Source organism: Paractinoplanes atraurantiacus (assembly GCF_900215205.1).
Lineage (GTDB): Bacteria > Actinomycetota > Actinomycetes > Mycobacteriales > Micromonosporaceae > Actinoplanes > Actinoplanes atraurantiacus.
The window spans coordinates 42,553-56,205 of sequence record NZ_OBDY01000005.1; the positions used below are offsets into that span (position 1 = coordinate 42,553).

At 70.3% G+C, this 13,653-nt stretch carries 10 protein-coding genes; 8 read left to right on the forward strand and 2 right to left on the reverse strand.

Going from position 1 to position 13,653, the window contains the following annotated elements; all coding sequences use genetic code 11:
• Window positions 1-591 precede the first annotated feature (591 nt).
• From CRP55_RS14425 to CRP55_RS14435, 3 genes are read left to right on the forward strand one after another with little or no spacing between them, the layout of a single operon-like run.
• The gene (locus CRP55_RS14425) at window positions 592-1,170 is read left to right on the forward strand and encodes a TetR family transcriptional regulator (protein WP_097320411.1); all 579 of its coding nucleotides are present in this window, start codon (window positions 592-594) and stop codon (window positions 1,168-1,170) included.
• 41 nt (window positions 1,171-1,211) lie between these two features.
• Complete coding sequence (locus tag CRP55_RS14430; protein ID WP_097320412.1) at window positions 1,212-2,279, forward strand: oxidoreductase; 1,068 nt, start codon at window positions 1,212-1,214, stop codon at window positions 2,277-2,279.
• Window positions 2,276-3,244 carry a quinone oxidoreductase family protein gene (locus tag CRP55_RS14435; protein ID WP_097320413.1) on the forward strand — a complete coding sequence of 323 codons (969 nt, stop codon included), beginning with the start codon at window positions 2,276-2,278 and terminating at the stop codon, window positions 3,242-3,244. Before CRP55_RS14430 ends, CRP55_RS14435 begins: the two co-directional genes overlap by 4 nt.
• Here CRP55_RS14435 and CRP55_RS14440 read toward each other — a convergent pair.
• Window positions 3,234-3,926 (reverse strand): ElyC/SanA/YdcF family protein, encoded by a 693-nt coding sequence (locus CRP55_RS14440; RefSeq protein WP_179855164.1) that lies wholly within the window; start codon window positions 3,924-3,926, stop codon window positions 3,234-3,236. The two genes, CRP55_RS14435 and CRP55_RS14440, sit on opposite strands and share 11 nt — an antisense overlap.
• A gap of 51 nt (window positions 3,927-3,977) precedes the next feature.
• Here CRP55_RS14440 and CRP55_RS14445 point away from each other — a divergent pair, with 51 nt between their 5' ends.
• From CRP55_RS14445 to CRP55_RS14465, 5 genes are read left to right on the forward strand one after another with little or no spacing between them, the layout of a single operon-like run.
• Window positions 3,978-4,586, forward strand: coding sequence for a TetR/AcrR family transcriptional regulator (locus tag CRP55_RS14445; RefSeq protein ID WP_097320415.1), 609 nt, complete (start codon window positions 3,978-3,980; stop codon window positions 4,584-4,586).
• A 20-nt stretch (window positions 4,587-4,606) separates the two neighbouring features.
• Window positions 4,607-6,889, forward strand: coding sequence for an MMPL family transporter (locus tag CRP55_RS14450; protein ID WP_097320416.1), 2,283 nt, complete (start codon window positions 4,607-4,609; stop codon window positions 6,887-6,889).
• Window positions 6,886-7,596 carry an enoyl-CoA hydratase/isomerase family protein gene (locus CRP55_RS14455; protein ID WP_097320417.1) on the forward strand — a complete coding sequence of 237 codons (711 nt, stop codon included), beginning with the start codon at window positions 6,886-6,888 and terminating at the stop codon, window positions 7,594-7,596. The genes CRP55_RS14450 and CRP55_RS14455 overlap by 4 nt, the downstream gene beginning before the upstream one ends.
• Before the next feature lie 22 nt (window positions 7,597-7,618).
• On the forward strand, window positions 7,619-7,921 hold the full coding sequence (locus tag CRP55_RS14460) for a PadR family transcriptional regulator (RefSeq protein ID WP_097320418.1): 303 nt from the start codon (window positions 7,619-7,621) through the stop codon (window positions 7,919-7,921).
• Window positions 7,918-8,667 carry a hypothetical protein gene (locus CRP55_RS14465; RefSeq protein WP_097320419.1) on the forward strand — a complete coding sequence of 250 codons (750 nt, stop codon included), beginning with the start codon at window positions 7,918-7,920 and terminating at the stop codon, window positions 8,665-8,667. The genes CRP55_RS14460 and CRP55_RS14465 overlap by 4 nt, the downstream gene beginning before the upstream one ends.
• 1,952 nt (window positions 8,668-10,619) lie before the next feature.
• Here the strand turns inward: CRP55_RS14465 and CRP55_RS14470 are convergent.
• Window positions 10,620-13,652 carry a hybrid sensor histidine kinase/response regulator gene (locus CRP55_RS14470; protein WP_245922989.1) on the reverse strand — a complete coding sequence of 1,011 codons (3,033 nt, stop codon included), beginning with the start codon at window positions 13,650-13,652 and terminating at the stop codon, window positions 10,620-10,622.
• Between the last annotated feature and the right edge of the window lies 1 nt (window position 13,653).

A 13,653-nucleotide genomic window follows, 5' to 3' on the forward strand; every position in this document is an offset into this window, starting at 1 on the left:
ACCCGCAGAGCCCGCCCCGCAGAGCCCGCCCCACAGAGCCCGCCCCGCAGAGCCCGCCCTCCTCGGGGGCCCCCGCCTGACCCATTATCCCGGGAATCGCAAGGTCAAGTGGGGGCCTGTGGACGGCGCGGCGCCCTGTGTACGGCGCGGCGCCCCGTAAACCGCGGGGGCCTGTGGACGGCGCGGCACCCCGTAAACAGCGCGGCGCCCCGTAAACCGCGGGGGCCTGTGGACGGCGCCGCGCCCCGTAAACAGCGTGGCGCCCCGTAAACGGCGCGGCACCCCGTAAACAGCGTGGCGCCCCGTAAACCGCGGGGGCCTGTGGACGGCGCCGCGCCCCGTAGACGGCGCCGCGCCCCGTAGACGGCGCCGCGCCCCGTAGACGGCGCCGCGCCCTGTGAACAGCGTGGCGCCCCGTAAACCGCGGGGGCCTGTGGACGGCGCCGCGCCCCGTGGACCACGGCGCACTGTGGACAGCACGGCACCCGTGGAAAACGGCGCCTTCCGGACGGCACAGCGCCCTGTAAACAACCGCAGCAGGTGACAAGGGCTGCCAAAGTGCCGGTCACTGCCATGTAGGCAGGTGCTAGCATGTTGCTTGTGACCGCCACCAATGACCTGCGCGAACGGCGCCGCCTGGCCACCCAGGGCGAGATCGAGGCGGTGGCGCTCGAGCTGTTCGCTGAGCGGGGTTCGGAGCGGACGACCGTCGAGGACATCGCGGCCGCGGCCGGGGTGTCGCAGCGGACCTTCTTCCGGTATTTCCCGACGAAGGAGGACGCCGCGCTCGGGGTCAACCGCTCGTTTCAGGAGGCGTTCACCGCTGAGCTGGCCCGTGGGCGGAATGTTTTCGAGGCTGTCGAGGCGACCCTGGCCGGGCTGCGGACCCGTGACGGCGCCGTCGAGCGGCTGCTGCGGGTGCGATGCCTGCTCGCGCGGGACGACAACCTCAACCGGGCCGCGATCGCCTTCGACACCCAGGCCTGTCACTCCAACCAGAAGCTGATGGGCGGCACCCTGCGGGCACGCGTGGTCATGGAGACGGTGAGTGTGGCGCTACGGGCCTCCCTCGACGACTGGGCGCTGCGCCGGCACGACGGCGAGGACGCCGACCTGCTCGAGATCTTCCGTGAGGCGTGCCGTTACACCAACCTGACCGAGACGCCCTGAGTGCGGCCGGTCGGGCAATTTATCACTAGAAATGGTTAAACATGCTCTTCACTCCTCTGGAGCTGGGCTCCATCAAACTGCGCAACCGCCTGGTGATGGCGCCGCTGACCCGCATCCGCGCCGGGCAGGACGACGGCGTACCGGGTGATCTGCTCGTCGAGTACTACCGGCAGCGGGCCTCCATGGGCCTCATCGTCACCGAGGGCACCTGGCCGGTCCGCGAGGGCCGCACGTGGATCGGGCAGCCCGGCATCGAGACCGCCGAGCAGGTCGCGGGCTGGCGCCGGGTCACCGACGCCGTGCACGAGGCCGGCGGCTCCATCGTCATGCAGATCATGCACGGCGGGCGCATCTCGCATCCGGCGGTCGGCGGCACCGGGCGTACTGTCGCACCCAGCTCTCTCGCCGCTCCCGGCGAGATCCGGACCCCCGAGGGCAAGGCCGACCTGCCCGTCCCGCACGCCCTGACCACCGCCGAGATCGCGGAGATCGTCGCCGGGTTCGCCGCCGGCGCCCGCAACGCCATCGCGGCCGGCATGGACGGCGTCGAGATCCACGGCGCCAACGGCTACCTGATCCACCAGTTCCTCTCCCCCGCCGCCAACGTGCGCACCGACGAGTACGCCGACCGGCCCCGCTTCGCCGTCGAGGTCGTCTCCGCGGTGGCCGCGGCGATCGGCGCCGAGCGCACCGGCATCCGCCTGTCGCCCGAGCACAACATCCAGGGCGCGCTCGAGACCGACCCGGCCGACGTCGTCACCACGTACACCAATCTGGCCGAAGGCCTGGCCCCTATGAATCTTGCCTTTGCCGACATCCTGCACGCCGACCCGTCGAGCGAGGTGGTGCGAAAGCTACGGTCCGCGATCGGGGCGCCGGCCATCGTCAACACCGGCTTCGGCACGCCGACCACCCGCGAGGAGGCCGTGCGGCTGCTGGCCGACGGTCTCGGCGACGCCGTAGCGGTCGGGCGGGCCGCCATCGCCAACCCTGACCTGGCCGCTCGCTGGCAGCAGGACACCCACGAGAACACGCCGGACCACGCCACCTTCTACGTCGGCGGCGCCACCGGATACACCGACTACCCCACTCTGAAGGAGCTCGCATGAAAGCGGCCGTCTACTACGAGAACGGCGGACCCGAGGTCCTGCGCTACGAGGAGGTGCCCGACCCGGCGCCCCAGGCCGGTGAGGTGCTGCTGCGCGTCCAGGCCGTCGGCGTGCAGGGCGGCGACCTGCTGCACCGGCAGGTCAGCCCGTTCCCGTCGGCGCCGCACATCGGCGGATATCAGGCGGCCGGCACCATCGCCGCCGTCGGCGAGGGCGTCACGTCGGTCCGCGAGGGTCAGCGGGCGGTCGCCTTCATGATGGCCGGCTCGCACGCCGAGCTGGCCGCGGTGCCGCTGCACAACGTCTACGTGGTGCCCGACGACATGGACCCGCGGATCGCGGCCGGCATCCCGGTCGAGTTCGGCACCGCCGACGACTGCCTGTTCGAGTTCGGCCGGCTCCGCGCCGGTGAGACGGTCCTGATCCAGGCCGCCGCGGGCGGGGTCGGCCTTGCCGCCGTGCAGCTGGCCAAGGCGGCCGGCGCCACGGTGATCGGCACCGCGTCCAGCGACGAGAAGCTGGCCCGCCTCGCCGACTACGGCCTCGACCACGCCATCAACTACAAGGACCAGGACGTCGTCGAGCGCGTACGAGACCTGACCGGCGGCCGCGGCGTCGATCTGGTGGTCGACCCGGTCGGCGGCCGGACGCTGGAGGGCAGCATCAACGCCCTGGCCTACCGCGGCCGGATCAGCTGGGTCGGCCAGGCCAGCCGCGACACGTACTCGCCGCAGCTGGGCCCGCTGATGGGCAAGAGCGCCTCGCTGAACGGCGTCTACTTCGGCGCCGAGATGTCGCACTACCCGGCCCGCACCCGCGCCCTGATCGAGAAGCTGATCGGCCGGGTGGCCTCCGGCGAGCTCAAGGTCGTCATCGACCGCGAGTTCCCGCTGTCGGAGGCGGCCGAGGCTCACCGCTACATCGAGAGCCGCGCCGCCTTCGGCCGGGTCCTGCTCATTCCCTGACCGGGTAGACCGGCCGCAGCCGCTCGAAGGCGCGCCGGACCTCGTCCGGCACGTCGACGTGCGCGATGAAGTCACGCCCCGTGGGACCGTAACCGGTCATCCGCGGAATCTCGCCCATGAGCAGCGTGATGTAGTGATCCATGGACCACATGCCGACGGGCGGGTCCACGTACGACAGCCGCCCATCGCTCTCTGTCACCAGAGTCCGGTGGGCGGCATAGTTCACGAGGCGGGTCGCCGGCGCGTGCTTGCGGAACCCGGCGTCCATCCGCTGCTGCATCGTGGCGTCCTGAATCAAAATCAGGCTTTCCTGTCGTACGCCTTCGGCCCGCAACAGGCGCAACGCCAAAGTGACGTTGTTACCGCAGTTCGTCGACTCCTCCTCGAGGAAGTCGGCCGCCAGGCCGTGCCGCTCCCGGAGGTAGCGGTCGAACAGCGTCGCTTCCGTTCCGCCCGTCACGCCCAGCGTCTCCCGCAGCGCGGCCGTGGTGTGCCCCTCGCCGCCGACGATCATGTAGTGGCCGGCGACGCCCGCCCGCATGGCGTCGGCGAAGACCTCGGCGCCGGCCACGATGCTGCCGCCGAACAGGATCGCCACGTCGGCCGTTCCGGGAGTCAGCGCGGGCACGTCACGCCGTGCGCAGAAGTCCACCAGGGTGTTGATGTCATCGGCCAAGCCCATGATCACACCCTACTTTGCGCCCAGTGCAACGATGCACTTAATGTAAGCACCGTGACGGATCGGCGGGCGGCGCTCAAGGCACGGCATCGGCGGGCCATTCTCGACGCGGCCAAAGAGCTGATTTCCGAGGACGGCAACGCGCGGCTCAGCGTCGATCTGCTGGCCGAGCGGGCCGACGTCTCGCGGCGCACGATCTTCAACCACTTCGCGTCGATCGACGACGTGGTGACCACTGTGTGCACCGAGGTTCTCGGCGTCGTCATCGAGAACGTGCTCGACAGGATCAGCACCGCACCGGCCGCGTCGACCTTCGAGACCGTCTCCGCGGCGTTGCGATCCACCGACGTACCCTCGCTGATCGCTTTTCTCTATCGCGCCCTCGGCGGTTTCGGCGCCGGCGATCCGCGGCCACAGCAGATCTTTCAAGCCACTTTCTCCCGTACGTCCATCGACCTCGCCCGCCTTCTCGCCGACCGGCACGCCGATCTGGACGCGCTCGGGGCGGAGATCCTGGTCAGCTCGCTGATGCACGGCACCGAGGTGATCGCCCACCACTGGATCGCCGAGACCGGCGCCGTGGTCGACGCGGAATCGCAAGGTCTCTGGAAGCACCTGCTCGACCGGCTCATCGACAGCATTCGTACCGGTTACCCCACCTGATATCAGAGAGGCACTCCCCCGTGGCCGAGTTGCTCTACCGTCTGGGGCGTTTCAGCGCCAGGCGGGCCTGGACCGTCTTGATCGCCTGGGTGGTGATCCTGGGGCTGTCCGTCACCGCGTACTTCGCCTTCGGCGGCACCCTGTCGTCTCAGGTCACCATCCCCGGCACGAAGACCGACCAGGTCACCCAGCAGTTGGCGCAGCGTTTCCCGAGCGCCAGCGGCGGCTCCGGCACCATCGTCTTCCACACCACCGACGGGTCCGCCTTCACCGAGGAGCAGCAGGCCGTCGTGGCCGCGCTGCTCAAGACCACCGGCGAGCTCGACGGGGTCGCGTCGGCCACCGACCCGTTCACCACCCAGCAGCAGGCGGCCCAGCAAGCCGCCCAGCTCGAGCAAGCGGCGCAGCAGCCCGGCGGGCAGAGCGAGAAACTGAAGCTGTCGCAGCGGCTGCTGGCCATGTCCGCCGAGATCCGGCTGGTCTCCGAGGACGGCAGCGCCGCCACCGCACCCGTGGTCTTCGACAAGCCGCGCATGGAGGTCACCCAGGAGACCAAGGACGGCGTCGTCGACCACGTCACCGACGGTGTCCCGGTCGGCGTCGAGGCCGCCTTCTCCAACGACATCACCCAGGGTGTCCCCGAGGTCCTCGGCGTCGGCGAGGTCGTCGGTGTCGTCGTCGCCGCCATCGTCCTGCTGGTCATGCTCGGCTCCCTGATCGCCGCCGCCCTGCCCCTGGTCGGCGCCCTCGTCGGCGTCGGCGTCGGCGTCACCGCCTCCCTCGCCTTGTCCGGCGCGGTCGACATGCTGTCGATCACCCCGGTGCTCGGCGTCATGCTCGGCCTGGCCGTCGGCATCGACTACAGCCTGTTCATCCTCAACCGGCACCGCCGCCAACTGCGGGCCGGTGTGGACCTGCACGAGTCGATCGGCCTGGCCAACGGCACCTCCGGCAACGCCGTCGTCTTCGCCGGCGCCACCGTGCTGGTCGCCCTGCTCGCGCTCAACGTCACCGGCATCGGCTTCCTCGGCATGATGGGCACGGTCGGCGCCATCTGCGTGGCGGTCGCCGTCGTCGTGGCCGTCACGCTGACCCCGGCCCTGCTCTCACTGATCGGCCCCAGGGTCCTCGGCCGGCGGAAGCAGACCGCCGTCACCCCGCCCAGCCAGCCGATGAGCACCCGCCGTGCCCTGCTCACCGCCTTCGCCGGCCTGGCCGCCCTGATCGTCATCGCCATCCCGGCGCTGTCGATCCGCCTCGGCCTGCCCGACGGTTCCTCGGAGGCACAGGACTCCTCGCAATATCAGGCCTACAAGCTGACCGAGGAGAAGTTCGGCGCCGGCGTCAACGGCCCCCTGCTGGTGGTGGCCGAGCTGCCGGCCGCGGTGACCGGCGACAAGGTGCTGGCCGAGCAGGTCCGCGTCGGCACCGCCCTGATGGGCGCCGACGACGTCACCGCCGTCGCCCCGATCGGGCAGTCCAAGGACGGCTCGCTGCTGGCCTTCCAGGTCATTCCGGCCGAGGGCCCGTCCAGCGAGTCGACCGAGCAGCTCGTCCGCGACCTGCGCGACCTGTCACCTCTGGACGGTGGCGTCACGCTCGGCGTCGCCGGCAGCGCCAGCGGCAATATCGACATCTCGGAGCAGCTCTCCGACGTACTGCCGCTCTATCTCGGTGTTGTCCTCGGTCTTTCGCTGATCATCTTGATCTTCGTCTTCCGATCGCTCCTGGTGCCACTGACCGCCACGCTGGGCTTCGTGCTGTCGCTGTTCGCGACGTTCGGGGCGATCACCGCGATCTTCCAGTGGGGCTGGCTGGGCGCGGTCTTCGGCGTGCACGATCCGGGGCCGATCCTGAGCTTCCTGCCGACCATCCTGATCGGCATCCTGTTCGGCCTGGCCATGGACTACCAGCTCTTCCTGGTGTCGGGCATGCGGGAGGCGTACGCGCACGGCGCCCCGGCCCGTCTCGCCGTCCGGCAGGGCGTGCACGCCGGCCGTACGGTCGTGACCGCGGCCGCGATCATCATGATCTCGGTCTTCGGCGGCTTCATCTTCTCGCACACCGCGATGATCAGGTCCCTCGGTTTCGGCCTGGCCTTCGGCGTGCTGGCCGACGCTTTCCTCGTACGCATGCTGGTCATCCCGGCCGTGATGCACCTGCTCGGCCGGTCGGCCTGGTGGATCCCGCGCTGGCTCGACCGGATCCTGCCCAACGTGGACGTCGAGGGCGCGGCTCTCGAACGCAGCCACCCGATCACCCATGAGGAGCGCTTGCCCGAGGCCTCGACGATGGGTGCATGACGGATGAACTGATCCAGGTCGATGACCGCGATGGTGTCGCGGTCGTCCGGATGACCCGCGGAAAGGTCAACGCCCTCGATCTCGAGCTGCTGTACGCCCTGACCGCCACCTTCACCGAGCTCGACCACAACGATGCGACCGCCGCCGTGCTGACCGGCGGCGGTCGCGCCTTCTCGGCCGGCGTCGACCTCTGGCGCGTCATCGAGGGCGGCGCCGCGTACGTCCGCGAGTTCCTGCCCGCGCTCGAGGACGCCTTCCACGCCGTCCTCTCCCTGGGCAAGCCCACCGTCGCCGCGATCAACGGGCACGCCATCGCGGGCGGCGCCATCCTGGCTTTCGCGTGCGACCAGCGGGTCATGAGCGGTGGCACCCTCGGCGTGACCGAGCTGCTGGTGGGCGTGCCGTTCCCGGCGCTCGCACTGGACATCCTCGGAGGGCGTGCCGCTCGTCAGGCCGTACTGACCGGCGCGACTCTCACTCCCGAGGAGTCGCTAGCCGCCGGCCACATCGACGAGATCGGCCCTCTCGACGCCGCCATCGCTCGTGCCCGCACGCTGGCCGCGATCCCGGCCGACACCTTCCGTCTGACCAAAGATCAACTTCATTCCGGTGTACGCCGGGAGAGCGACCCACGCGTGGCAGAGCTCTGGATCCGCGCGGTCGAGGACGGCCGCATCGCCCGCTACATGAACGCTTTACATATGTAAGTAACCAACATATGGTGTCCGCATGAGGGAGCCGACGTACTTCATCCTCGCGGCGCTCCAGGACGAGCCGCGCCACGGCTACGCGATCATCACGCGCGCCGCCGAGCTGTCCCAGCAGCGCGTCACGCTGTCCACCGGCACGCTCTACCAGGCCCTCGACCGCCTGTCCCGGGACGGCCTGATCGAGGTGGTCCGCGACGAGGTGGTCAACGGCCGCGCCCGCCGGCATTACGCGCTGACCCCCGACGGCCGCACGGCCTTGGAGGTGGAGGCGACCCGGATGGCCGAGGCGGCCCGGATCGTCCTGCGGGTGAGGCCGGCATGACCCCGTACGAGGCGATGGTCCGTCTCTATCCCTCCGACCATCCCCGCGACGAGATGCTGGGCGTGCTCGAGGAGACCGGCCGCCGCTGGCACCGAGAGGCCCCATCGCTTCTGCTGGGCGCGCTGCGCGCCCGCAGCGGCGGCGGCCATCCGGCCCGCTTGCGCTGGCTTTACGCCACGCGCGCGGCCGCTCTCATGCTCCTGGTCGCCGGGGCCACAGCGCCGATCCTCGACCTGAGGTACGGCGTGATCCTGCTCAACAACCTCATGATCGCCACCTGGATCTGCGCCGGCCTGGCCGCGGCCGCCGTCATGCTGGGCACCCGGGTGCCTGCCCTGGGCCTGTCCCTCTCGGCCCTGCTGCTGGCCGGCACCGACCAGACAAGCACGGCCGCGATAGCCGCGTACACCTTGGCCGCCGTTTTGCTGCTGCTCCCCGGCCCACCGCTCCCGGTCCGCAACCCGCTCCCGATCCTGCTGGCCATCGCCTGGGCCGTCGACTACACGATGCCCCCATGGTCCCAGTCAGCCTTGATGATCGCCCTCTTGCTCTGGACCCTGATCGACGAGCGCATCCTGCTGGCCACCGGCCTGGCCTTGTCCGCAGGCTTGATAACAGCCACCGAGGAGGTAGCCGCCGCCACAGATCCCCGAGGCCTGATGATCGTCGCCGCTTGGCGCCTGGGCATCCCACTCGCCTTGATAGCGGTAGGCGCCACCTTAATCCACCACCGAGTCAAAGCCTGAACCCAGTCCGCCCCCGCTTCCCCAGGTCGACCCAGCCCAGACCCCTCGCCCGCTTCCCCAGGCCGATCCAGCACACCCCCGCCCTCACCACCCTGACCGCCCGGCCCGCACCCATTCCCCTTGACCGGTCCAACCCGCGCCCTATTTCCCCTGACCGGCCCGGCCCGCGCCCCACGCCCCTTGACCGGTCCAGCCCGCACCCCATTTCCCCTGACCGGTCCAGCCCGCGCCCTCACTTCCCGGCCCGGCCCGCGCCCCACTCCCCCTTGACCTGGCCCGGCCCGCGCCCCTCGTTCCTTGACCTGGCCCGCACCCCACTTTCCTCGACCTGGCCCGCACCCCTCTTTCCTCGACTTGGCCCGCACCCCTCTTTCCTCGACTTGGCCCGCGCCCCCGCTCCCCTCGGCCTGGCCCGCGCCCCTCTTTCCTTCGCGATCCAGCCCACAGCCCGAGAGCTTGCGCACCGCAGGTCAAGCCCGCCGGACTCGGCCAGCCTTACTTGCACGCCGGCTCGGGGTTCAACGGCGGCCCGCCGCCCTCGTATGTGCCCGGCGCCCTCTCATTACTCACGCCGAGCAATGAGAGGGCGCGTTCCGTGCACCAGACACGGCATCAGAATGCGCGTCTCACTGACCGGGAAATGCGCTGATTCGCCGCCTTGCTGAAAATCCGGTGATATTCTTCGCAACTAGCGTGATCGTTTCATTGTTATCGATCTTACGAGTGCGGGATAATGGCTTATGGCGCAGCTCGGATTCTTTTCCAGGTCGGTAATTGCTGGTTGGCGGGATTGGTCTGGGGTGCCAAGCCATTCGCCGGAGATGGTGCAGTTCCGTCTCGATCACGCGGACCGGCGGCAGTGGGGCCTCAAGCGGCGCCATGCGTTTAAGTTATGCAGGTTGCATGGCTGTTCGCGGAGGTGCGGGGAGCTGGGCTTGCACGATTCGTACGAGCGGATACCGCCGCTCATATGGGATGACGACATCGCGTGGGTGCGGCCGGACCCGTGCGGTCCCGCTGACCAGGCCGTAGCTGCTGGCCACCCGGACGCCGTGCCGCCGGCTGCGCCTGTCGCCCGCATGGACAAGCCAGCCCCGCCCGAAGCAGTAGCGCAAGCCGAGCTGGCTGCGCCGGCGGCGTCGGCCCAGCCCGAGACGCTAGCGCAGGCCGAGCCGACGACCCCGGCCCAGGCAGTAGTGCTGCAAGCTGGGCCGACAGCCCAGGCAACAGCTCAAGCCGAGACGCCAGCGCAGGCCAACCCGGCAGTCCCGGTCGAAGCGACAACCCAGGCCGAGCCGCCAGCGCAGGTCAAGCCGACAGACCAGGCCCAGGCCGCAACCCCAGCCGACACGCCAGCGCGGGCCAACCCGGCAGACCAGGGCCAGGCAGTAGCACTGCAAGCTGAGCCGGAGGCAATAGCCCGAACCGAGCCGCTAGCGCGGGCCAAGCCGACGGCCCAGGCCGAGGCAGTAGTGCTGCACGCTGAGGCGACAGCCCAAGCCGGGACGGCAGCCCAAGCCGGGACGGCAGCCCGAGCCGGGGTGCCAGCGAGGGCTGAGGTGGCGGCGCCTGCGGAGGGCACTGGGCGAACCGGGTTTGGCTGGCGGTGTGGGTCTCCGGGGCCGGCCGTGGGTCTTGGCTGTGAGCGGCGGTCGCGCCATCTGGCGTCGGACGTTTCGGCGCAGCCTGAGCCCGGCGTGCGTGTGCAGTGTTACTTGGGCAGGCGGCATTACGCAGTATTCGGCGGCATTCAACTCGTAAGCGCGGCAGTCTCTCCGCCGAATGAAGCGACTCTAGCGCGCTTTCTCGAACGGCGCTGTTCGGAATTTCGACGGGGAATCCATCGACCGGTGAGGGATGGAACCGGTAAACGTTCCTTGCCTGTCTGATCGAATGCTTTCCGTGGTGAATGGGAGGTCAGCGGCGTCGCCGCGATCACCGCTTGGGCTGGGTCAAGGGGTTGCCGCGGACTGGCGGGTGAGGATGTCTTGGACTCGGTGGAGTAGTTCGCGGCTCGTGAAGGGCTTTTCGACCATGATGAAGCCGTCGGGAAGGGTGCCGTTGTCGGTGAGGACTGGTTCGGCGTAGCCGGACATGTAGAGGACGGGTATGCCGGGGCGTACTGCGGCTACCCGGGTGGCTACCTCGTTGCCCATCATTTTGGGCATTATGACGTCGGTCAGCAGCAGGTCTATGCCGCCGGGGTGAGTTTGGGCCACGTGGATCGCCTGGGGGCCGCCGTCGGCCGCCAAGACCTCGTAGCCGGCCCGGGTCAGGATGCGGGCTGTCGTCTGGCGCAGGGCGTCCTCGTCCTCCACCATCAGGATCGTCTCGTGTGCGGGTGTCTGGTCGGCGGGTTCGCCTGCCGGCTCGGCTGCGGGGCCCTCCGCCAGTGGCTGGTCGGTGGCCGGCAGCATGATGGTGACTGTTGTGCCTATGTCGAGCTCTGAGTACAGGTGCACGTCGCCGCCGGCTGCCGTGGCAATGCCGTAGACGGTGGCCAGGCCCAGGCCGGTGCCGGCGCCGCGCGGCTTCGTTGTGTAGAACGGCTCGAACGCTCTCTCCTGGACCTCCCGCGGCATGCCGGCGCCGGTGTCGCTCACCCGCAGGCGTACGTAGGAACCTGGGCGCAGGTTGTAGTTGCCGGCGTCGTCGGGGCCCAGGTCGGCGTTGCCGGTGTCGATCGACAGGGTGCCGCCGCCGGGCATCGCGTCCCGGGCGTTGACGGCCAAGTTGACCAGGATCTGCTCCAGCTGGCCGGGGTCGGCGTGCACCGTACGCAGCTCGCGGTCCAAGTGGGTGATCAGGTGGATGTGCTCGCCCAAGGTGCGGCGCAACATCTGCTCGACGTCGCCGACCACGTGGTTCAGGCTCAGCACCTGCGCCTGCGTGACGTCGCGGCGGCCGAAGGACAACAGCTGTTTCGTCAGCTGGGCCGCCCGCTCGGCGGCATGCCTGATCTGGCCCAGGTCGTCGCGGGCCGCGGCCAGGTCGGCCGGGGCCGGGTTCGGAGCGTCCAGTGTGTCGAGCACCAGCTCCGTGTAGTTGCCGATGATGGCCAGGATGTTGTTGAAGTCGTGGGCCACACCGCCGGCCAGCTGGCCGAGGCTCTCCAAACGGCGGGTGTGCTGCAGGCGCCGTTCCGCGGCGTCGCGTTCGGCCTGCGTGATCAGGCGTTCCCGCTCGGCCTGCGCGGCCACCCGGTCGGAGACGTCGCGGATGGCGGCCGACACGATGATGCCCTGATCGGTCTCCAACGCCGACAAGCTGATCTCCGCCGGGAACTCCGAGCCGTCCTTGCGTACGGCCGCCAATGAGGCGCCCCCGCCCAGCTGCCTCGTTCTCGGCTCGGCGAAGTAGCGGGCACGCTGCCCCGGATGGGCCGCGCGCACCCGCTCGGGGACCAGGATGTCGACGTTGCGCCCGAGCAGCTCCTTGCGGGCGTACCCGAAAAGCTTCTCGGTCTGCGCGTTGACCAGGGTTATCGTGCCGTCCTCGGTGACGCCGACCATCGCGTCGGGCGCCGCCTCGAGCAGGCCCTGGAACATGAGCTCGGCCCGGCGGCGCTCGCTGATGTCGCGGGAGATGCCGGCCACGCCGGTGACCTGCCCGTCCGGACCGCAGATGGCCGACAGGGTCAGCGCGACGGTGACGATGCGGCCGTCCCGGTGACGGCGCCGCACCCTGTCCTGCTCGACGCGTTCGCCGGCGGCGGCCCGGGCCACCAGCTCGCGCTCGGTCTCCTCCTGCCCCTCCAGGAAGATCAAGGCGATGTCGCGGCCCAGGGCCTCGGCCGCCGGGTAGCCGTACAGGCGTTCCGCGCCGGCGTTCCAGCTGGTGATCACGCCGTCGAGGGAGCGGCCGATGACGGCGTTGGGCGACGACTCGACGATGACCGCCAGGCGCTGCCGCTCGGCCAGCACCACGGCCCGCTGGGCGAGGGCGGCCGCCTGGTCGGCGAGCTCGGTGAACAGGGCGATGTCGTCGTCGGCGAACAGGCTCCGGTAGCGGCTGAGCATCACCAGCGCGCCCCGCCCGGCCACCGTGGTGATGGGCGTCGCGGTGACGTAGCGGGTGCCGGTGGCCTGGGCCAGCTCGACCGCGACGGCCGGCGGTCCGGTCCAGCCGGCGAGCGCGTCGATGGTGCAGCCGGCGGCGAGCAGGTCGCCGACGTCGCGGTCATCGGCCTCGCGGGAAAGAAGGACCCGGTCGTCGTACGCCATCACCGACAGACGCCCGGGGGTCGTGGGCAGCAGAACCGCCGCCACGTCGGCGCCCAGCACCTGGCTGGCGCCGTGGCAGAAGTGTCGCCACGTCTCCGCCGCGTCCGCGTCCGGTGCCACGGTCAGCAACCGCTGGGTCATCGCGTACGCGGCGCCGGTGGACCAGAACCGGCTCAGCCGGCGCGGCGGGACGAAGGCCAGCAGGTAGAGCAGCCCGGCGGCCAGGGCCAGAACCCGGGAATGCACCGCCGCGGACCGCCCGGCGGCGGAGGTCAGCACGGCGACGCCGAACAGGGCGGTGGCGGCCGCGGCACACCAGAACCGGACCCGGGCCGCGCCGCCCCGGCAGTGCGCCTGGGCGGCCAGCAGCACCGCGGCCAGGATCTCGAGGCAGAAGAAGACGCCGGCGGCGAGCAGGATCATCCGGCGGGACCGCATGCCGGCGGTGGCGACGACCACCGGGGCCGCGCTGACCGCCCAGGCCGCGGTCGCGCCGGCCATCAACCAGGGGCTGACCCGCCGCAGACGGGCCACCAGTCGCAGCGTGAACACCGGCTTGGCCAGCAGCACCGCGACGAGGATGCCCATCACCACGGGCGACGCCGACCCGCCGAAGACTTCGACGAGGCCGAGCACGAAGAGCATCGCCACCGACGCGAACATCACCATCACGTCGCGCAGCAGCGGGTCGCGCCGCCGCAGGTAGCGGTAGCCCATCCAGGCGAAGATCAGCGCGTACGCGGAGGTCACCGCGAGCAGCATG

Bases quoted from the DNA above. Each gene is read 5' to 3' on its own strand.
- CRP55_RS14470 (WP_245922989.1), bottom strand. From the start codon at position 13,652: ATGCTGCTCGCGGTGACCTCCGCGTACGCGCTGATCTTCGCCTGGATG.
- CRP55_RS14425 (WP_097320411.1), top strand. From the start codon at position 592: ATGTTGCTTGTGACCGCCACCAATGACCTGCGCGAACGGCGCCGCCTG.
- CRP55_RS14440 (WP_179855164.1), bottom strand. From the start codon at position 3,926: ATGGGCTTGGCCGATGACATCAACACCCTGGTGGACTTCTGCGCACGG.
- CRP55_RS14455 (WP_097320417.1), top strand. From the start codon at position 6,886: ATGACGGATGAACTGATCCAGGTCGATGACCGCGATGGTGTCGCGGTC.
- CRP55_RS14465 (WP_097320419.1), top strand. From the start codon at position 7,918: ATGACCCCGTACGAGGCGATGGTCCGTCTCTATCCCTCCGACCATCCC.
- CRP55_RS14430 (WP_097320412.1), top strand. From the start codon at position 1,212: ATGCTCTTCACTCCTCTGGAGCTGGGCTCCATCAAACTGCGCAACCGC.
- CRP55_RS14460 (WP_097320418.1), top strand. From the start codon at position 7,619: ATGAGGGAGCCGACGTACTTCATCCTCGCGGCGCTCCAGGACGAGCCG.
- CRP55_RS14435 (WP_097320413.1), top strand. From the start codon at position 2,276: ATGAAAGCGGCCGTCTACTACGAGAACGGCGGACCCGAGGTCCTGCGC.